The following is a 17,724-nucleotide window of genomic DNA, read 5'->3' as shown; positions in this document are numbered from 1 at the left end:
CCGGATCTCTATAGAGAGTCTGGGCGACCTGTTTGTTGACCGTTAAGAATTTCCGAAGTGCGCCGCAGTTTAAGCCGGTTAGCCGGTTGGCCGTATAGATCATCATGATCGGCACGCTCAGCACGGCGCTTAGCTTCCGATCAGGTAGCGAGACTCCAGCACATTCGGAGACAGGGCCGGATCGACCAGAAACCCTTGCACAATGTCGCAATTCATCGTGCGCAGCGTCGCCAGCTGCTCGGGAGTTTCCACGCCTTCCGCGATTACGCGAAGCTCCATTCCGTGAGCCATATCGATGATCGCTTTCGTGAGGACGGCGCTTTTGGTATCGGTTGTCAGCTCTCGGATGAAGCTCTTATCGATCTTCAGGATGTCGATCGGAAATTGCTTCATATATCCAAGCGCCGAGTAGCCTTTGCCGAAATCGTCGATGGCAATGCGGAAGCCGATCGATTTGAATTCGCGTAAAATTGGCAGTACCGACTCAATATCGTGCATGCTGCTGCTTTCGGTAATTTCGAGGACAAGCTGCTCGGGCGAGCACGGCGCATGGCAGACGATGCTGCGGATAGTCGGGACGAGATCCGGGGCCATGAATTGCCGCGCAGACAGGTTGACGGCCACAACGGGAACCTTCAGTCCCGCGGCCTGCCACTGACTGAGTTGGGCGCAGACGGTTGCGAACACCCATTTGCCGATGTCCATGATGCTGCCGGTTTCCTCCGCAATGGGGATGAACTCCCCGGGAGACACCTGGCCGAGCGTCGGATGAGACCATCGCAGCAGAGCTTCCAGCCCTTCCGTCTGGCCGGTGGATGCGTTGACCTGCGGCTGGTAATGGATATGCAGCTGATCTTTATCGATAGCCCGCCGGAGCTCGTTCTCGAGCGTCATTTTGCGTTGGAACGTGTCTCTAATGCCCGAGTTAAAGAGTTGGCAGTCGATCTTCTGGACTTTCGCCTCGTACATGGCCAGATCGGCATGTTTGACGAGCGTTTCGAAGCTGTCTCCATGCTCGGGGGAAAGGCTGATTCCGATGCTGGCATTTAAGTAAAGCTCGTGCCCGTCAACGGAGAACGGCCGCTTCAAATTGGCGATCAGTCGATTGGCGTAAGCGAGAGCATCTTCGGCCGAGCGAGGGTTCCGCTGCACGAGAATGAACTCGTCCCCGCCGAAACGCGCAATGATGTCTTCCTTGTTCACGGACATGTTGAACCGCTGCGCAACCAGTTGAAGCAGCTTGTCCCCGATGCTGTGGCCCAAAGAATCGTTAATCGTTTTGAAACGATCAAGGTCGATAAAGAAGACGGCCATCTTTTGCAGCGGCGCATCCGCATCCGTACCGGCGTTCGCTTTCTTGACGAGCTTATGCAGCAGCGTTCGGTTGGGAAGGTCGGTCAGCTTGTCGAAGTGCGCCAAATACCGCAAAGATTCTTCGGACTGTTTCCTTTCCGTGATGTCGATGAACATGCCGATATAATTCGTGATTCGTCCCGTTTCGTCCCGCAGCGTCGAAATCGAGAGCCATTCGGGATAGACGTCGCCGTTTTTTCTCCGATTCCAGATTTCGCCCTGCCAATAGCCGGTGGCATGGATTCTTTCCCACATGTGCACATAAAACAGAGGGTCCTGTTTTCCCGATTGCAGCATACGGGGTGATTGTCCGATCGCTTCCGCTTCCGAGTATCCGGTGACGGCGGTGAAGGCTCGATTTACCGATAGAATACGAAGCCGATTATCGGTGATCATAATGCCTTCATTGGCATTGCTGAACACCTGTGCGTGCAGGCGAAGCTTAGACAAAGTATTTTTGCGGCTCGTAATATCCGAGAACATCGCGACGTAATGGATAAGCTCTCCCTGATCGTCCTTGACCGAGCTGATGGAGAGCCATTCGGGATAGATCTCGCCATTTTTCCTGCGGTTCCAGATCTCTCCTTGCCACCGCCCGTCGCGATGAATAGAGGCCCACATGTCCACGTAGAACAAGGCGTCCTGCATGCCCGATTTCAGCAAGCTCGGCGTACGTCCGACGACCTCCTCTTCGCTGTAGCCGGTGATCGCGACAAAAGCGGGATTAACGTTTACGATTTTGGAATCGCGGTCGGTAACCATAATAGCTTCTTGCGAATCGCGAAAAATTCTGGCATAGGAAAGCGCCAGGTGTTCGGAGTTAGCGTATGGGTTAAGGGAGTTTACGTGTCGATTCATGGTAGTGCCCCTCTCTGCAGGTTGCCCCGCTTAGGCCGATCCTTGCAGGATTCCTGACAATTGCAGACGTTCGCGCAGCGCGGCCGGGACATCGAGAAAAGCGGCGTTCGTCTGGCGGTCGAGCGCGATCCTCTTGACGGCCAGCAGCAGCCCCATAGCCGCGCTGTCGATATCCGTTACGGCGCCCAGATGAAACACGACGTCGACGGCTCCGTTATGAATAAGCGGGAAAAGCTGCTGGCGAATCGAAGCTGCTTCTTTAACGCCGAATGCTCCGGATAGAATGACGGCAATTCGATCCTGCTGATCGATAATTTCAAAGCACATTCGCGCATCCCTCATTTATTAGGAAAAGGTCATACCTATCTAGTACAGCAATTTCCAGTTTTTATCTGTGACATTTCTCACAATGAGGGGCGGATGCACGAAAAAAGCGTCGGCTCCCGCCAAAAAGGGAGCCGACGCGCTGCTTCATTAAGCACTTACATTCGGGACTTCGACGCTCGGATCGACGTCGGCTTCGTAGTCGATGTCGTCGGTCTCGAAACCGAACAGCTGGAAAAATTCGCGACGGTATCCTTCAAGATCAGTCAGCTCGTATATGTTGCTCGTCTCGATCCGTCCCCAAATTTCGGCCACTTCCCGTTGAACGTCTTCGCGCATTTCCCAATCGTCGATGCGAATGCGGCCTTCTTCGTCCACGGGGACTTCATTCGCGTTTGGAGAATACAGGCGATCTGCGAACAAACGGTACATTTGCTCGATGCACCCTTCATGAATGCCTTTCTCTTTCATGACCTTGTACAGAGCGGAGATATACAGCGGCACGACAGGAATGGCCGAGCTGGATTGTGTGACGAGCGCTTTGCCGACCGTGACGTAAGCGCGTCCGCCGCCAGACGCCAGCTGTTCGTGAAGCTGCTTAGCGGTCGCTTCGAGATGGTCCTTCGCCCGACCGATCGAACCTTGACGATAGATCGCTTGCGTCAGCTCCGGTCCGATATAGGAATACGAGATCGTCGTCGCATTCGGAGCCAATACGCCCCCCTCCCGTAGAGCGTCGATCCACATTTGCCAATCGTCTCCGCCCATAACGTCGACCGTACCCTGAATTTCCTCTTCCGAAGCGGGTTCAAGCGTAACCATGCTGACTTCGCCGTCGTGGAAGTTGACCGTTTTGTTCGTATAGGACTGTCCGATCGGCTTAAGCACCGACGTAGACGTCTCGCCCGTGCGCGGATTCGTCCGGCGCGCAGTGGCGACGCTATAGATCACCAGATCGACCTGTCCCAGCTCCTTGCGGATCAATTCGACCGCTCTGGCTTTCGTCTCGTCCGTGAACGCATCTCCCGTCAAGCTGAACGATTTCAACCCGGCTTCCTGCGCCGCGGTCTCGAAGGCTGCGGAGTTGTACCAGCCAGCGGAAGCGGTTCTTCCTCCGGAGCGTTCGCCCGGCCGATAGACGCCGATCGTATTCGCGCTCGCCCCGAAGGCGGCAGCGATACGCGCGGCAAGGCCGTAGCCTGCCGATGCGCCGATCACGAGCGCGTTGCGTGGGCCTTGAATCGCCGGTTGTTTCCGAACATAGTCGATTTGCTGCCGAACCTGAGCGGCGCAGCCTTGCGGATGCGCGGTCGTGCATATAAAGCCGCGAGTTCTTGGTTTGATAATCATTGTACGTTGTTTTCCCTTCTATGCTCGATTGCCATAACGTCTATTTTAACGAATTTTCGCGCAAACGGAAACTCCGCAACCGCCACCCGCCGAATCGCTCTCTATCTTTTTCGCGCAGAAATTGCAAGTTTAATAAAAATTTTAGGATAATACGTCCGCGTTTGGTTACTCTAGTAAGGGAAACTATGAAAAAAAATAAAATGGGAGCAGAAAACGATATGAATACAATGAACCGGGAGGCTGCAACCGTTCGGGTCCGATCGAGAGCCGGGACGGGGCGGAGCAGAAAGGGACGAACGCTGCTGCTCGCGCTTGCGGCCGCCGTAGGTATCTATGTGCTGCTAGAGGTCAAAATGATAGAGAGGCTGCTGCCGGTCGAGTGGTTTCGCGAGGTGGCTCCTGTGACGGGCCTGCATCCGGTGGTGGCCGAAAAGCGGGACCGGCTTGTTGCGCAGAGCAAAGCTCTTGGCATCGAAGTCGTGATTACCGACGATTTTCGCAGCACGGAGGAGCAGAACGCTCTCTATCGACAAGGCCGCGGCGACAAGGGCGCGATTGTCACGCAGGTGAAAGGCGGAGGCTCCTATCATAACTATGGGCTGGCTATCGATTTTGCGCTTCGGATTCCCGGGGGAGATGTGATCTGGGACTTGAAGTACGACGGCAACGGCAATGGGAAATCGGATTGGATGGAGGTCGTGTCGATCGCCAAGAAACTCGGGTTTTCGTGGGGAGGCGATTGGAAGTCGTTCCCCGATTATCCGCATTTGCAGATGGACTTCGGCTACTCGATCGGGGAATTGCAGCGGGGTTGGCGTCCGCCGCTTCAGCCGGAATAATGAGCGGTTGGATGGACAGGGCCGTCGGGAAATCTTCCGGCGGCTTTCGCGCTGTCGTTGGCGAATATGCAACGCTGCCGAGGCTTCGGATCGAGTATAATTAGAATATATCTATTCCAAAGGGGAGGATTTTCCTTGAAGGAATCCGGGCTTGTAGAAGCGGTTTGGAGGGGCCGCCGATGACGGCCGTCACCGGAATTCGGCGTCCCGTCTATTTGTTTCTGGCGCTGGCTGCCCTGATTGTAGCGGCCAACTTGACGACGTTGCGCATGCTTGCGCTGGTTGATGATGAACCCGTCCTTATCTATGCTGCAATGTTCGACTTTATGTTGGCGATTCCGTTCCTGTACTGGTTTATCGTGCTGAGACGCCAAGGGAGGTCGATTGCCGGCGTTATGGCGCTGCCGCTGCTGGGAGCGGCCGGAGTTTGGCTGATCGTGCCTTTGGAACACAGGAGCATCGTGTGGAATACGGCATGGCCGGTCGAGATCGTCATTGTCGCCGCGGAGCTTGCTTTTGTCGCTTATGAGTTGAGAGTCGTTTACCGTCTGATCCGGGGCTATCGGGTCGCCAGGCGCGAAGAGACGGATACGATGGAGGCTTGGCGCATTGCGCTGAGAACCGGAACCGTGGGGGGCAAGCTGGCCGCAATTGTCCATCATGACCTTAGCATGGTCTACTACCTTCTATTCTCTTGGAGGAAAGGCAGAGAGAAGGCGGTCAACGGCACCGAATCAAGCTTTACCTATCACAAAAATACGAATCAAGTGCTATATGCGGCAATTTTAAGCAAAATCATCGTGTTTGAGGGAGTGTTCGTTCACCTGCTGGTAGCGCAATGGTCGCATGCGGCAGCCTGGGTGCTGACGATAGCCGATCTGTGGCTGCTGGCGCTGATCTGGGCGGACTGCCGCGCTTCCGTCTTACAGCCGCTGGTCCTGCGAGAAGATCGATTACGCGTGCGCTACGGACTTCGCATTCAAGCGGACATACCGCTCCACTCCATCGCCGGAGCAACGGAAGCTCGCCAGTTTAATCCGGAACCGCAGGAGATGAAGCATGCCGCCGGCCCGGTATTGGGCACGCCCAACGTGCGTATCGAGCTGAACCGTGAGGTGACTGCGGATGGCTTGTTGTTCCTGCCCAAGCGAGTAACGTGTTTGTATTTAGCCGTGGATGAGCCGGGTGCCTTTGTTAAGGAGTTGAACGAGCGGAGGATTTTGAGCGGAAAATCCGCGTTAAACTCGTAGATGAGGAGAAAAACGCCGATTTAAAGCGGAAATCTCTCGTTATTTTTGAAAAACGGGCGAATTTTCGGAATTAAAGCGGAAAACCCGCTTTGTTCGGCTTGGAAAGGGGCCGACGCGTATTTTAAAGCGGTTTTTCCGCTTTAATCTAACCTGTCGACTGAGCGAATCGAGTTGAGCACATTGCGCGGATTTAGGCTGAACAGAACAGATCCGCAGATTGAGCAGATCGCTCCCTAAAACCGGAGCTTGAAGCTGAGCGGGGGTTGTGTTGGAGCCGAATGGATTGATAGCTTTCGGTGCCGGTTTTTACAGGTTTCGCGCTCTTATTGTCCGTATTGTCTCCGCAAAGCTGCTTCGGCGTCCAGAGACGCCGAAGGCGCTTTTGCTTTGTTCATTGCTTCTTCTCCAGCTCGGAATGGAAATAATCGCGCAGCTCGGCCGCTTTTCTGGGATCGGTCAGCGGGATTTTTTCGGCTAGATAGCTCTCGACGAAAGCTTCCCAGGTTTGCGGCTTCTTCTGGGAGATCATTGTCCGCACCGCATTTTTAATCAGTCGCCGCTCTTTAGAATTGGAGAACTGGTCCTTATACTGCTGCTTCAAGCTCAAGTCCAGGTCGGCGGCGATTTTGCGGAATACTTCGGCCGTCATCCGAGCGTCGTCGAGGGCGCGGTGGGCAGAGCCTTCGGGAGCGATTCCCAGATCGAGCAGCGCCGCTTCGACGCTGACATCGTTTGTGACCTTTTTGTAGCGCAAGTAGCCTTTCAGCAGATCGAAGTAATGCAGACCCGTCCAGTAGGCTTCGTTCAGCTTGTGCATCCGCGTATCGAATACGATGCGCTTAATATCCTCTCCGCCCCAGGTAAACAGCAGGAACGAGTCCGGACTGCCGAGCCACTTCTCGAATTCCGCGATGACAGGGGGAAATCCCGGCGCGATATCGAGCTCATCCTGCGGGATGCCCGTTTTTTTCTTGATAAAGTTGTTCAGCTTGGGGAAGTATACCGGCTTGATCAGCGACGAAAATTCGTTCACGATCTTCAGCGACTCGTCCAGCCGCACCGCTCCGATCTCGATTACCTCCATCGGCAGGTCGCTGGCGAACTTTCGCCCGTTAAATTCAATGTCGAGAATAATGTAATCCACGTTCCAACCCTCGCTCTCTCATTCGCGTTCTCATTTTATCAAAAATGCGGCCGCTTCGCTCGTTTTATTGGACAAGAGCAGGCTAATGCGCAGGACGCAGAGGTAGAGCACGAGTTCAGACTTAGGGCGTTCAGATGAAGTCTTACGGGAATAAGCGGAAGTAGGTCTGGATTTCCAGCAGTTCATGAGATATAATTTTCACATAAAATGAAACTAAGTTTCATCGTGTGAAACTTGGCGAGAGGGGCGAGCGCCATGACGTTTGTTTTTCGTGGAGTGGATCATGTGCAGCTGGCCGCGTATGAGGGCTGCGAGCCAGGGGCTCGGGCATTCTTTGGCGGAGTGCTCGGCTGGCCGGAGATTGCCAAGCCTGACAGCTTGCGCGCACGGGGCGGCGTTTGGTTTCAATGCGGCGTTCATCAAGTGCACATCGGCGTGCAGCAGGATTTCGTCCCGGCTGCCAAGGCTCATCCGGCGTTCGAGGTAGCCGGGCTGGACGAGTTGATCGCGCATTTGGAAGAAAGAGGCGTGCCGGTTATTCCCGACGATGCTAGGGATGCGGAGAACGTTCGGCGGACGTACATTAACGATCCGTTCGGTAATCGGATCGAATTTCTGGAATGGGGGAAACGCGGAGATGAATAGCAAAGAGAGGTTTTCTAACCGAGTCGATACCTATACGAAGTACCGGCCGAGCTATCCGGCGGAAGCGATCGACTACTTGTACGACACGGTTGGATTAACGGCAGAGTCGGAGGTGCTGGATGTTGGCGCAGGAACAGGCATCTTCTCTAGATTGCTGCTCGACAGAGGCAGTCGCGTAACGGCGGCAGAGCCGAACGAGGCAATGAGGGAGGCGGCATTGGCGGCATCGCAGGACAATCCTCGCTTCAAGGCCGTTCCAGGGGCGGCGGAGGAGACGGGCCTTACGGATGCTTCATACGATTTTATCGTTGCTGCGCAGGCATTTCATTGGTTTGATCGGGCGGCGGCCAAGCGCGAGTTCGGCAGGGTGCTGCGGCCGGGCGGTAAAGCGATTCTCGTGTGGAACACCCGGCTTACAGGGGGAACGCCTTTTCTCGAAGAGTACGAGCGGTTGCTGCAAAATCTCGGAACCGACTACGGGCAGGTCAACCATCGCAACATTTCCCGCGACATGTTGGTCGACTTTTTCAAGCCGGGCGGGCTTAAAGAAGCGCGATTCCGCAACCGCCAGGTGTTCGACTTCGATGGAGTGGCGGGACGATTGTTATCTTCCTCTTATGCTCCTCAGCCCGGCCATCCCGGCTATGAGCCGATGATGCGCGAGCTTCGCGAGCTGTTCGATCGCAATCAGGAGAGCGGTACGGTCAATTTCGATTACGAAACCGAAATTTACTGGGGCGAGGTATAAGAGTCGTCCCCGTTTGTCTGGGGATACCTCTGATATGGGTCTATTTATACGGTTTTTCTTACAAAGGTTCGTCGTTTGAGCCTGAACTGAGTTGCTTTGTACGATATTTCGAATAAACGTTCGTCGTTTGAGTCGAAATTGAGTTGCTTTGTACGATTTTTCGACTACCTTCTACCGCGTTAAACTCATGTGTGCAAATAGAGCCGCCATAAAGGCTCTATTTCCAATCAGTTGGAAACGTTGTGGGTCATGATTAGCCTGTAGACTGCGCATACGCTCCTGAAATCACCTTAACACGAATTTCCCAATTCAGATTTCAGGAGTGTATAGCATGGGAAGGAGGTACATCCTCCTTGCACCTTATATCGATTATCTTTCACCGTAACTTGGTTGGTATACGGAACTGCCCCTACTGTAGAAAAATTAGCCCTCGTGCGGAATAGCGATCGGCAAATTCAGCCAGGCTACGCCGATATCGCGGTGAAAATGGTGGAAGCTGTCGCCCTCGACGCCATCGTAGTAAACGGCCAGTTTGTCCCCTTTGCGGAATACGCAGGGCGCGCCGATGACGGATTTCGACCAGGTGCACATGCTGCCGTCGAGCACGAGCGCTTTATCGTCGACATTCCATTTCTGAATATCCTTCGTCCAATATACCCAGATCGCATCTGTGTATTCTTTGATTTCGTTCAGACCGACATGGTTGGTAAACAAGAACCAGGTCCCGGTCTCTTCCTCGTAGAACACCGAGCTGTTCTCGATCTGCTCCTCGAGAGGGAATAGGGGCTCGGGGTCTACCGTCCACTCTTTGTCCAAATCCTTCGTGCGGGCAATGCCTAACGTACGCTTCGTGATGTTGTTTTCGTCCAACACGGAAGCGCTGAAAAATTGCAAATATTCGTCCCCGTCTTTGACGATCGCTCCCGAGCTTGCGGTGGTGCTGTAGTACGTATTCTCCTTCATCCGGAACGGAACGATATTCTGTTTAACCCAAGGTCCGTATGGAGAATCGGACTTCGCTTTCATCGTGACATAGGGGAAATCGGGAATATCGTAAGGGTGCTCGCGACGGTAGTCGGAGCCGATGTAGAACATATGCCATACGCCGTCCTCGAAGTAGGTAACGCCGTATACCGCACAGCTGGAATCGTCTTCCCCTTCCTTGCCCAATTCGAGAATAACGCCCTTTTTCTCCCAGTGGATGAGGTCTTTGCTCGTCGCGAGATAATTTCTCCAGCCGGTTTTGTCGTCGGACGCATCGTAATGCATAAAATAAGTGCCGTCGCACTCGAAGACCAGAGGCTCGCGGATGCCGTAACCATCCAGCTCCAAGCCGCCTCTCCGCAATACGATTCCTTGATCTTCGGCAGGGATCGTCAGCCGTGCTTCCGGTCTGCCATCCAGATATTTAGTGCCCAAATTCATCACGCCTTCCCTCGTTATGTGGACTGTCACTGCATGGGTTGTGAGGCAATGGTTCTCATCATAACGGCTGATTTCGAAACTTTCAAGCGATTAATTTTTTTCTTTTTTTAGTGTTGACAGCGGTTTCAGTAGATTGTACAATTCGATTAATTGGTCAGACAACTTACTAGTTATCGTTTGGAGAGATGAGTATGCTGAAGTCGTTAAAGAGACAAAAGCTGCACGAATCAATAACGGATGAAGTACTTAAATTTATAGAGCAGAAGGGATACGCCGTAGGGGACCGACTGCCTACGGAGCGTTTCTTTTGCGAGCAGTTCCAAATCAGTCGCCCGTCTTTCCGCGAAGCGATGAAGAAGCTCGAAAGCTTCGGCGTCATTGAAATCAAACCTGGCAGCGGGATGTACTTGCGCGCGGAGAAAACGATTTTGACGGAGATGGAGAACTTCACGCTTAAGTTTTCTATGGAGAAGAAAGCGTTGCTCGAAGTCATCGACTTGCGGGAGCTGATGGAGAAGCACGCGATCGAGCAAATCGTCGGCAGCGGTCAATCGCTGTACCTGGACAAGCTTGGGGAAATCGTCGACGAGTACGACCGCAGACGGAATAAAGGCGAGATCCCGCGCAAAGAAGACTATCTGTTCCACCTTGCGTTGTACGAAGGCTCCGATAACCGACTCATGCTCAACTTATTCAAATCCATCAAGGAAATCGATTCGTTGTGGGCGGATCGCGTTATCGAAGGGCTGGATATGAACGTGTTCGGCAGGGAAACGGAACCGCTGCACCGGCTGATCTACGAAGCGATGAAGCTTGGCGATGTCAAGAAAGCGACTAAGCTGATCAGCAAGCACTTTGAAATTATGCGAGAGGATCTGAAAAGAATTGGAGGGTAGCCCCTCTTCTGACATAATTGGTCAGACAACTATCCAAAATGGGAGAGGGTTATGCGCTTCAGTTAACTTTTGGTGGAGGTGAGTTAAACAATCCGCAAGCTGCTTCGCCATAACTCATAAGGGGGAATAAATGTATGTCGAAAAAATGGGCAATCGGATTATTGGCCGGACTAATGCTTGTGAGCAGCGCATGCTCCTCGTCCAATTCCGAAGGAACGAACAAGGAGAACGCCAGCGGTAGTCCGGAAGGCAAGAAAGAGGAGATCAGCTTCGTCGACGTTTCGCCTTCGCCGGAGCGTACGAAGTATTTTAACGAAGTCATAGCGGCATTCGAACAAGCGAACCCGAACATTAAGGTGAAATTGGAGACGGTTCCTTGGGATCAGGCCTTCAATAAGCTGGCGATGCAGGGGGCTAGCAAAACGATGCCGGACGTCGTCAATATGTATCCGGCTTGGTTGAACACCTTCGTTCCCGCCGGCTACTTGGAGCCGATCACCTCCAATTACGACGCGTGGTCGAACAAAGATAAGCTTACTTCGTTTGTAAGCGGAATCACGATGGAAGAGCAGCAGCGCAAAGTCTACAACGACATCTATTATATGCCTGACGCCCTGATGTCGGCCGCTCTGTTCGTTCGCAAAGACTGGTTCGAGGAAGCCAATCTGCCGCTTCCGACGACATGGGATGAGCTGTTCGCTTCTGCAGAGAAGCTGACGGATTCGTCCAAAAACCGCTACGGCTGGGCTTATCGCGGCGCACGCGCCGGCTTTGACCAAATCTTCGCTTACATTACGGCGGTTACAGGCGGAGAAACGTACGAGAAGGACGGCACTTCCGTATTGCACCGCCCGGAGGCGCTTGAAGCGTTCGTTCGATTTACGGATATGTACAAAAAAGGCTATGCGCCGAAGGATTCGATCAACTGGGGATATCAAGAGATGGTGCAGGGCTTTACCTCCGGCGTCAGCGGCATCTTGAACCAAACGACGGAAGTTATCGCCACAGCTAAAGCTTCCATGCCGGACGAGAGCTGGACCGTTATTCCTTATCCGAAAGGCGATGACGGCAAACGTTACATCGGCGCTTCCGCAACGTGGGGCTACAGCGTCTCGGCCGATTCCAAACACAAGGAAGCCGCCTGGAAGTTTATCGAGTTTCTGTCTACGCCGGAAAACAACCTGAAATATTCCAATACGCTGACGATGATTCCGATCTTCAAGAGCGGGGCTGAGGACGCGACGACGAAGGAAGGGCCAATGCAGGGCTTTATCGATACGCTGGACGATCCGGACAGCTATCTGGTGGCCGACCTGGGCAATTTCCCCGAGCTTGGCGAATTCCGCGAAAGCATTATGGACGCCGAGGTGCAGAAGTACCTGCTGAACAATCAGTCGGCTGAGGAAACGTTGAAGAAATTGGGCGATTTCCTGACGAACGCGCAGCAGAAGTATATGAAGGAACATCCGGAAGTGCCGCTGCCTCGCGTCATCAAGCCGGACATGAAATAAGAGCTTTCAATCGGAGAGGAGCAGGGAAAAGCGATTTTCCCTGTTGCTCTTATTCAAGAACGGTAAGGAGGATTTCTCTTAATGAAACGTTTGAACTCGAAAGAGCCTTACCTCATGTTAGCGCCGAGCTTTCTATTGCTGATGATCTTCCTTCTGTACCCCTTGCTCAGCTCTTTCCTGTACGCGTTTCAAAGCTATAAACTGACTGCGCCGAACGATATTGGCTTTAATGGATTGGATAATTTCAAAGCCGTGTTTTCGGATGCCAATTTCGGCATGATTTTACGCAATTCCTTCATTTGGGTCGTAGTTACCGTCGGGGGCCAATTCGTGCTTGGATTCATTCTGGCATTGGCGCTGCGGAAACCGTTTCCGGGACGAAACCTGTATCAAGCGATCGTGTTCCTTCCATGGGCGGTATCCTCGTTCGTCGTCGGACTAACCTTTCGTTGGCTATTAAACGCGGAATATGGTCCGGTCAACGACCTGCTGCTTAAATGGGGGATTATCGACGACAAGATTTACTTTCTGTCCGATCCCCAGCTTGCCTTGTTCACCGTTATTTTAACGATGACCTGGTACGGCATCCCTTTCTTTGCCATTATGCTTCTGGCGGCCATGCAGTCCATACCGGAGGATTTGTACGAAGCCGCCGATATCGACGGAGCGGGGATATGGTCCAAATTTTGGCATATTACGTTCAGCTATATTAAGCAAACGATCATCCTGACTTTATTGCTCAGAACGATATGGGTATTTGCTTCGGCTGATCTTATCTATATTATGACGGCGGGCGGACCGGCGAATTCCTCCAATATTCTATCTTCCTATATGTTCATGAAGGCTTATGCCACCTTGGATTACGGACAAGCATCGGCAATCGGATTGTTTTTCATGGCGCTCCTGATCCTGTTCTGTTACTTGTTCATGAAGGTAACCAAATTCGAGAAGGCGGGTAATTTCTGATGACAAGAAACCAACGCGCCGCTCTGCCGATTCTCCGTATTGTCATTCTGGTTTTTTACTTGCTCATGGTGCTGCTGCCTTTTTACTGGCTGTTTATTACATCGGTCAAACCGCGCATGGACATTTTGACGACGGACATTCAATATTGGCCCAAGCATTTCACGCTGGACAATTACAGGGTGCTGTGGTCGGCCTCGAATTTCGACGTTTTCTTGAAGAATAGCGTACTCGTCTCGATCGGAACCGGCTTGTTCACGACTTGCTTTGCGATTCTGGGCGGCTATGCGCTGGCGCGCTACAAGTTCAAGGCGAAAACAGCCGCAGTATACGGATTGCTGCTTACGCAAATGATTCCCGGCGTTCTGGTGATGATTCCGACGGCGATTTTGTTCAGCAAAGTCGGTCTCATGAACAGTCTGAGCGGTTTGATCATTATTTACATCGTGGGGAATATTCCCTTCTGCCTGATTCTGATGCGCAGCTTCTTCGACCGGATTCCGGTCGACCTGGAGGAAGCGGCGTTGATCGACGGCTGCAGCAAGCTAGGGGCGCTCTTCCGGATCGTCTTGCCGATTATGCTTCCCGGCATCGTAGCCACGTTCGTATTTGCTTTTATCGGGGCCTGGAACGAGCTCCTCTGCGCGATCATGTTTATCAGCAGCGACGAGTTCAAAACGATTCCCGTCGGTCTGTCCATGTTCGTGCAAAGCTATGATATCAATTGGGGAGTGATGACGGCGGGCGCGGTTATGGCGCTTATTCCTTCCTTAATCATGTTTGCCATCGTTCAGCGGTTCGTTGTAGAGGGGCTGACCGACGGGGCCGTAAAAGGGTAAGGCCGGGTATTGGTAGATCAGATAGAGGCAGAAGGTGGAGAAAACAAGATGCGCATACTATCAAGAAAAGAAACGAAAGACGCCGGAAGCCAAACGATGCTTACCCATTACGGGGACGAATCGTTCCATGGCGCGGTTGTTCCGCCCGTGTTCATTAATACATTATTTTCGTTCGAATCTTATGAAGCTTTCCAACGCTCGCAGTTTCAGGACGAGACTTATTATTACTCGCGAGTATCCAATCCCACGCAGCAAATCGCGGAGAAGAAGCTCGCCGCTTTGGAGAAAGGCGAAGCGGCGAAGCTGTTCGCTTCCGGCATGGCGGCGATTTCCTCCACGCTGCTGCATTGCTTGCGCCAAGGCGATCATGTCGTATGCGGCTACCCGATCTATAACGGAACGTACCAGCTGTTTCAGACGTTTCTGATCAAGTTTGGCATAACGGCCGACTTTGTCGATTTCAGGCAGCTTGATCAAGTTCGCGCCGCCATCAAACCGAACACGAAGCTGCTGTACTGCGAGGGTTATTCTACGTTTTTTATGGACGTATTCGATATTCCCGCTGTCGTCGAGATCGCCAAAGAACACGGGTTGCTGACAATCATGGACAACACCTGCGCGACGCCGGCCACGCTGCGGCCGATCGAGTGGGGCATCGATATCGTCATTCATTCCGCATCCAAATATTTGTCCGGCCACAGCGACGTAACCGCCGGCGTTGTGATTTCGACCCAAGCATGGATCGACGAGCTGTCGAAAAACGACGCCGTGCTGCTTGGCGCTTCCTTGGCCCCGCTTGAATCCTGGCTGCTGACGCGAGGGCTAAAGACGTTCGGCGTTCGAATGAAGCAGCATGCCGAATCGGCCGGCCGGATCGCTCTTATGCTAAACCAGCATCCTCAGGTGGCCCGTGTCAATTTGCCGCTGCTCGAACAGCATGAACAGCATGAGCTGGCCGTGCGACAGTTCAGCGATATGACGGGGCTGTTCAGCTTCGAAATGCACGGAGGCGCGGCAGCGGTCAAGCGCTTGATGAACAGTCTGCGGCTATTCCAGATCGGCGTGAGCTGGGGCGGCTTCGAGAGCTTGATTTATTCCCCGGGTCTAAGCATCCATCCGGAGCAGACCACTCGAACCGAATGGGAAACGAGACTTGAACGAACGATTCGCATATCCGTCGGGTTAGAGGATATCGACGATCTAATGGAAGATTTGCAGCGCGCGTTGAACGAGCTGTGAATGAAGTGCGCAGCAAACATCGTCGTATAATGCAAGGGACTGTCTCGTAAGTAATCGATGATACGGAAAAACGCAATAACGCTCGCGGTGCTTGCCGCGAGCGTTATTGCGCATTATCGGTATGTTATTTGAACGAGCTTGGCAATGTTCGAAGACGGGTACTTGCCCCGGGTCGCTACGCTATGATAGAAATGAAAATGCAGGGATAGCTTTGGATAGAATCTTAAGGAGGAACGTAGATGCAGCAATCATCTTTCGAAGATGCATTCGCACGGAGTATCGAAGCCGCTCGGGCAGCGCGTAGGGAATATGCGATGCAGAAAACGATCGGGGAAAGGTTTGTAGTCCCCCGCTCGCAAAAGAAGGGGATACATACGATTTTGTATCGACCGTTAACGAATACGGTACCGGATAAATTGCCTGTTCTGTTTAATATGCATGGCGGTGCATGGGTTGGCGGCGATGCTGTGTTCATGGAGAGCTTTTGTCAGATGATTGCGAATGAAATTCCGGCTTTCGTAGTCAACGTGAATTATACAAAAGCCGACGAAGAGCCTTTTCCTTATGCTACGGAAGAGGTGTCGGATACCGTAAAGTACTTTGTTACGAATGCGGATCAGTATGGCATAGATCCCGAAAAAATGGCCGTTGGGGGACATAGCGCAGGCGCTCATCTGGCGGCAGGGGCAGCTATGATGTTAAAAGAGGATGGCATCAAATTGGCTTGCCAGATGTTAGTCTATCCTTGTACGGATATAACGGCAGATCCGGATAAGCCGGACGATCTGATGAGCGTAATCACGCGCCTTTTCTTTCCGAAAGGCGGAAACGAACATAGATACATTTCGCCATTGCGTGCGAAGGATGAAGAACTGTCGGGACTGAGTCCGGCCCTATTTGTTTTGTGCGGGCCGGATGAATTAAAGCCAATGGGAATAGCCTACGCAAAGCGCCTGATAGATCGGGCAGTCCCTGTAAAAATAAAGGAATACCCGGAGGCGTTACACGGTTTTCTGGAAGTAAACCGTTCGGATTATCCGGCAGGCGATGCCCGCCAGAATCCCGAGCAGGAGGCATATTGCAAAGATTGCGAAAAATATTTGGTGCGGGAGCTGCAAGCTTTTTTTGCGGCAGTATGAGTAAGGGAAATGGAACAGTCTCTTTTGGCGCGTCAGGAGGTTTGAATGCTTTCCATACCGGGGATCATGATATAATCTCATTGCGGACTAACATAAAGGAGAACAGTGCCTATGAGGTTCGGATTCGACATCGACGACACTTTGCTTAATTTGCGGGAGCACGCATTCCGGACTTACAACGCGAAATTAAACCGGCAGGTAGACATCGAAGTGTTCCATGCTCTGACCTGTATTCCGATTCACGAGGCGTTCGGATTGACGGCCGATGAAGGACGGGAGATGTGGAATACCCACCGGGACGAAATCTATTATTCGGCTCCCCCGTTCGCCGATGCCGTCGAGGTGCTGCAGGAGCTTGAACGGCGCGGGCACGAGGTGTACTACGTGACGGCCAGAAAAGCCGAGTATTGCGAGCGCACGAAGAAGGCGCTGATTAAAGCGGGGTTCCCGGTCGCGGAAGAACGCTTTTACTGCGGAATGGACGACTTAGACAAAGTCCACATTATCCGAGAGCTGGAACTGGACTATTATTTTGACGATAAGCCTAAGGTGCTCGAGACGTTAAGCGGGCTGAAGGCCGTTACGTATGTGAAGGATAATGCCTACAACCGCCATATGGATATGCCGAGAATCGTCGGCTGGCAGGAGCTGCTTAATCTGTTGCAGGAGGACAATTGCTGACCGGATCTGTCAGTGATTGTCCGCTATAATGGAGGAAACAAAGAAGGAGGCGGCATTAAAGCTATGGATTGGAACTACTACAATACGTTCATTACGGCGTCTCCGGATTGCCCCGCGGAGCGCGGGATCATTCCGCCGGAGAAGAAGGGCGGCAGGTCAAAGCCGGGCATCGAGTACGACCTTGTCGCGGATAATCCGTATAAGTATACGCAAGAAGAGCTGTTGTTTCAGACGTATGTCCTGCACAAGGAGATTCCGCAGGAGGAGTTGGAGGCTCGGGAGGAGGAACTGCGCAGCGCGTTTTTCTCCAAGTCGATGGCTTGTTTGCGCGCGTCGATGCTGCCGAAGAAGTATGGCTGGGGGCTGCACTTTGATTCGCAGGGCAGACTTGCGTTGGTTCCGAGAGAATCGGCGGAATACGACCGACTCGCCAGCGGAGGCGAGCCGGGGGTAAAGGTGTTGGCCGCAATGCGGAATAGCCGGAAGTGATCGCACTGGCAAAGGAGTGGCAGCCGGCCCG

The 17,724-nt window shown here is 52.9% G+C and carries 17 protein-coding genes; 12 read left to right on the top strand and 5 right to left on the bottom strand.

Translation table 11 applies throughout. The features are described from left to right. Positions 1–129: 129 nt before the first annotated feature. The 3 genes from DFP98_RS28390 to fabV all read right to left on the bottom strand — a co-directional run bounded on the left by DFP98_RS28390 (position 130) and on the right by fabV (position 3,885). A complete protein-coding gene (locus DFP98_RS28390; protein ID WP_116064015.1) occupies positions 130–2,211 on the bottom strand; it encodes a sensor domain-containing protein in 2,082 nt (693 codons plus the stop codon). A 30-nt stretch (positions 2,212–2,241) separates the two neighbouring features. Further along, on the bottom strand, positions 2,242–2,538 hold the full coding sequence (locus DFP98_RS28385; protein WP_220377182.1) for an STAS domain-containing protein: 297 nt from the start codon (positions 2,536–2,538) through the stop codon (positions 2,242–2,244). Between the two features lie 147 nt (positions 2,539–2,685). After that, complete coding sequence (gene fabV / locus DFP98_RS28380; RefSeq protein WP_116064013.1) at positions 2,686–3,885, bottom strand: enoyl-ACP reductase FabV; 1,200 nt, start codon at positions 3,883–3,885, stop codon at positions 2,686–2,688. 227 nt (positions 3,886–4,112) lie between these two features. Between fabV and DFP98_RS28375 the strand changes: the two genes are divergently transcribed. Beyond that, positions 4,113–4,724 carry a M15 family metallopeptidase gene (locus tag DFP98_RS28375; protein ID WP_116064034.1) on the top strand — a complete coding sequence of 204 codons (612 nt, stop codon included), beginning with the start codon at positions 4,113–4,115 and terminating at the stop codon, positions 4,722–4,724. A 179-nt stretch (positions 4,725–4,903) separates the two neighbouring features. Next, on the top strand, positions 4,904–5,974 hold the full coding sequence (locus DFP98_RS28370; protein ID WP_116064012.1) for a hypothetical protein: 1,071 nt from the start codon (positions 4,904–4,906) through the stop codon (positions 5,972–5,974). Between the two features lie 391 nt (positions 5,975–6,365). Here DFP98_RS28370 and DFP98_RS28365 read toward each other — a convergent pair whose 3' ends face one another. Next, positions 6,366–7,118 carry a 3'-5' exonuclease gene (locus DFP98_RS28365; RefSeq protein WP_116064011.1) on the bottom strand — a complete coding sequence of 251 codons (753 nt, stop codon included), beginning with the start codon at positions 7,116–7,118 and terminating at the stop codon, positions 6,366–6,368. A gap of 255 nt (positions 7,119–7,373) precedes the next feature. Between DFP98_RS28365 and DFP98_RS28360 the strand changes: the two genes are divergently transcribed. Together DFP98_RS28360 and DFP98_RS28355 are read left to right on the top strand one after the other, a co-directional pair. Continuing rightward, positions 7,374–7,763: a VOC family protein gene (locus DFP98_RS28360; protein WP_116064010.1), complete on the top strand. Its 390-nt coding sequence runs from the start codon at positions 7,374–7,376 to the stop codon at positions 7,761–7,763. Beyond that, on the top strand, positions 7,756–8,511 hold the full coding sequence (locus DFP98_RS28355; protein WP_116064009.1) for a class I SAM-dependent methyltransferase: 756 nt from the start codon (positions 7,756–7,758) through the stop codon (positions 8,509–8,511). Before DFP98_RS28360 ends, DFP98_RS28355 begins: the two co-directional genes overlap by 8 nt. Positions 8,512–8,934: 423 nt before the next feature. Here the strand turns inward: DFP98_RS28355 and DFP98_RS28350 are convergent, their stop codons facing one another. Beyond that, positions 8,935–9,936: a glycoside hydrolase family protein gene (locus tag DFP98_RS28350; RefSeq protein ID WP_116064008.1), complete on the bottom strand. Its 1,002-nt coding sequence runs from the start codon at positions 9,934–9,936 to the stop codon at positions 8,935–8,937. Positions 9,937–10,127: 191 nt separating this feature from the next. Between DFP98_RS28350 and DFP98_RS28345 the strand changes: the two genes are divergently transcribed. The 8 genes from DFP98_RS28345 (at position 10,128) to DFP98_RS28310 (ending at position 17,693) form a co-directional block, all read left to right on the top strand. Next, complete coding sequence (locus DFP98_RS28345) at positions 10,128–10,832, top strand: FadR/GntR family transcriptional regulator (RefSeq protein WP_181917993.1); 705 nt, start codon at positions 10,128–10,130, stop codon at positions 10,830–10,832. Positions 10,833–10,966: 134 nt separating this feature from the next. Then, positions 10,967–12,343 (top strand): ABC transporter substrate-binding protein, encoded by a 1,377-nt coding sequence (locus tag DFP98_RS28340; RefSeq protein WP_116064006.1) that lies wholly within the window; start codon positions 10,967–10,969, stop codon positions 12,341–12,343. Between the two features lie 81 nt (positions 12,344–12,424). Then, the gene (locus DFP98_RS28335; RefSeq protein ID WP_116064005.1) at positions 12,425–13,309 is read left to right on the top strand and encodes a carbohydrate ABC transporter permease; all 885 of its coding nucleotides are present in this window, start codon (positions 12,425–12,427) and stop codon (positions 13,307–13,309) included. Beyond that, positions 13,309–14,145, top strand: a complete 837-nt coding sequence (locus DFP98_RS28330) for a carbohydrate ABC transporter permease (RefSeq protein ID WP_116064004.1) — start codon at positions 13,309–13,311, stop codon at positions 14,143–14,145. The genes DFP98_RS28335 and DFP98_RS28330 overlap by 1 nt, the downstream gene beginning before the upstream one ends. 48 nt (positions 14,146–14,193) lie before the next feature. Beyond that, positions 14,194–15,384, top strand: a complete 1,191-nt coding sequence (locus tag DFP98_RS28325; protein WP_116064003.1) for a trans-sulfuration enzyme family protein — start codon at positions 14,194–14,196, stop codon at positions 15,382–15,384. Positions 15,385–15,623: 239 nt separating this feature from the next. Continuing rightward, entirely contained in the window at positions 15,624–16,523 is a 900-nt protein-coding gene (locus tag DFP98_RS28320; RefSeq protein WP_116064002.1) for an alpha/beta hydrolase fold domain-containing protein, read from the top strand. A gap of 111 nt (positions 16,524–16,634) precedes the next feature. Continuing rightward, positions 16,635–17,204: a 5' nucleotidase, NT5C type gene (locus DFP98_RS28315; protein WP_116064001.1), complete on the top strand. Its 570-nt coding sequence runs from the start codon at positions 16,635–16,637 to the stop codon at positions 17,202–17,204. 63 nt (positions 17,205–17,267) lie between these two features. After that, a complete protein-coding gene (locus DFP98_RS28310) occupies positions 17,268–17,693 on the top strand; it encodes a DUF6157 family protein (RefSeq protein ID WP_116064033.1) in 426 nt (141 codons plus the stop codon). Positions 17,694–17,724 lie beyond the last annotated feature (31 nt).

Source organism: Cohnella phaseoli (assembly GCF_003386235.1).
Lineage (GTDB): Bacteria > Bacillota > Bacilli > Paenibacillales > Paenibacillaceae > Cohnella > Cohnella phaseoli.
This window is presented reverse-complemented; position numbering and strand designations above follow the sequence as displayed.

Excerpts from the sequence above, each read along its gene's own strand:
- DFP98_RS28390 (WP_116064015.1), bottom strand. The coding sequence starts at position 2,211 with ATGAATCGACACGTAAACTCCCTTAACCCATACGCTAACTCCGAACAC.
- DFP98_RS28385 (WP_220377182.1), bottom strand. The coding sequence starts at position 2,538 with ATGTGCTTTGAAATTATCGATCAGCAGGATCGAATTGCCGTCATTCTA.
- fabV (WP_116064013.1), bottom strand. The coding sequence starts at position 3,885 with ATGATTATCAAACCAAGAACTCGCGGCTTTATATGCACGACCGCGCAT.
- DFP98_RS28375 (WP_116064034.1), top strand. The coding sequence starts at position 4,113 with ATGAACCGGGAGGCTGCAACCGTTCGGGTCCGATCGAGAGCCGGGACG.
- DFP98_RS28370 (WP_116064012.1), top strand. The coding sequence starts at position 4,904 with ATGACGGCCGTCACCGGAATTCGGCGTCCCGTCTATTTGTTTCTGGCG.
- DFP98_RS28360 (WP_116064010.1), top strand. The coding sequence starts at position 7,374 with ATGACGTTTGTTTTTCGTGGAGTGGATCATGTGCAGCTGGCCGCGTAT.
- DFP98_RS28355 (WP_116064009.1), top strand. The coding sequence starts at position 7,756 with ATGAATAGCAAAGAGAGGTTTTCTAACCGAGTCGATACCTATACGAAG.
- DFP98_RS28350 (WP_116064008.1), bottom strand. The coding sequence starts at position 9,936 with ATGAATTTGGGCACTAAATATCTGGATGGCAGACCGGAAGCACGGCTG.
- DFP98_RS28345 (WP_181917993.1), top strand. The coding sequence starts at position 10,128 with ATGCTGAAGTCGTTAAAGAGACAAAAGCTGCACGAATCAATAACGGAT.
- DFP98_RS28340 (WP_116064006.1), top strand. The coding sequence starts at position 10,967 with ATGTCGAAAAAATGGGCAATCGGATTATTGGCCGGACTAATGCTTGTG.
- DFP98_RS28335 (WP_116064005.1), top strand. The coding sequence starts at position 12,425 with ATGAAACGTTTGAACTCGAAAGAGCCTTACCTCATGTTAGCGCCGAGC.
- DFP98_RS28330 (WP_116064004.1), top strand. The coding sequence starts at position 13,309 with ATGACAAGAAACCAACGCGCCGCTCTGCCGATTCTCCGTATTGTCATT.
- DFP98_RS28325 (WP_116064003.1), top strand. The coding sequence starts at position 14,194 with ATGCGCATACTATCAAGAAAAGAAACGAAAGACGCCGGAAGCCAAACG.
- DFP98_RS28320 (WP_116064002.1), top strand. The coding sequence starts at position 15,624 with ATGCAGCAATCATCTTTCGAAGATGCATTCGCACGGAGTATCGAAGCC.
- DFP98_RS28315 (WP_116064001.1), top strand. The coding sequence starts at position 16,635 with ATGAGGTTCGGATTCGACATCGACGACACTTTGCTTAATTTGCGGGAG.
- DFP98_RS28310 (WP_116064033.1), top strand. The coding sequence starts at position 17,268 with ATGGATTGGAACTACTACAATACGTTCATTACGGCGTCTCCGGATTGC.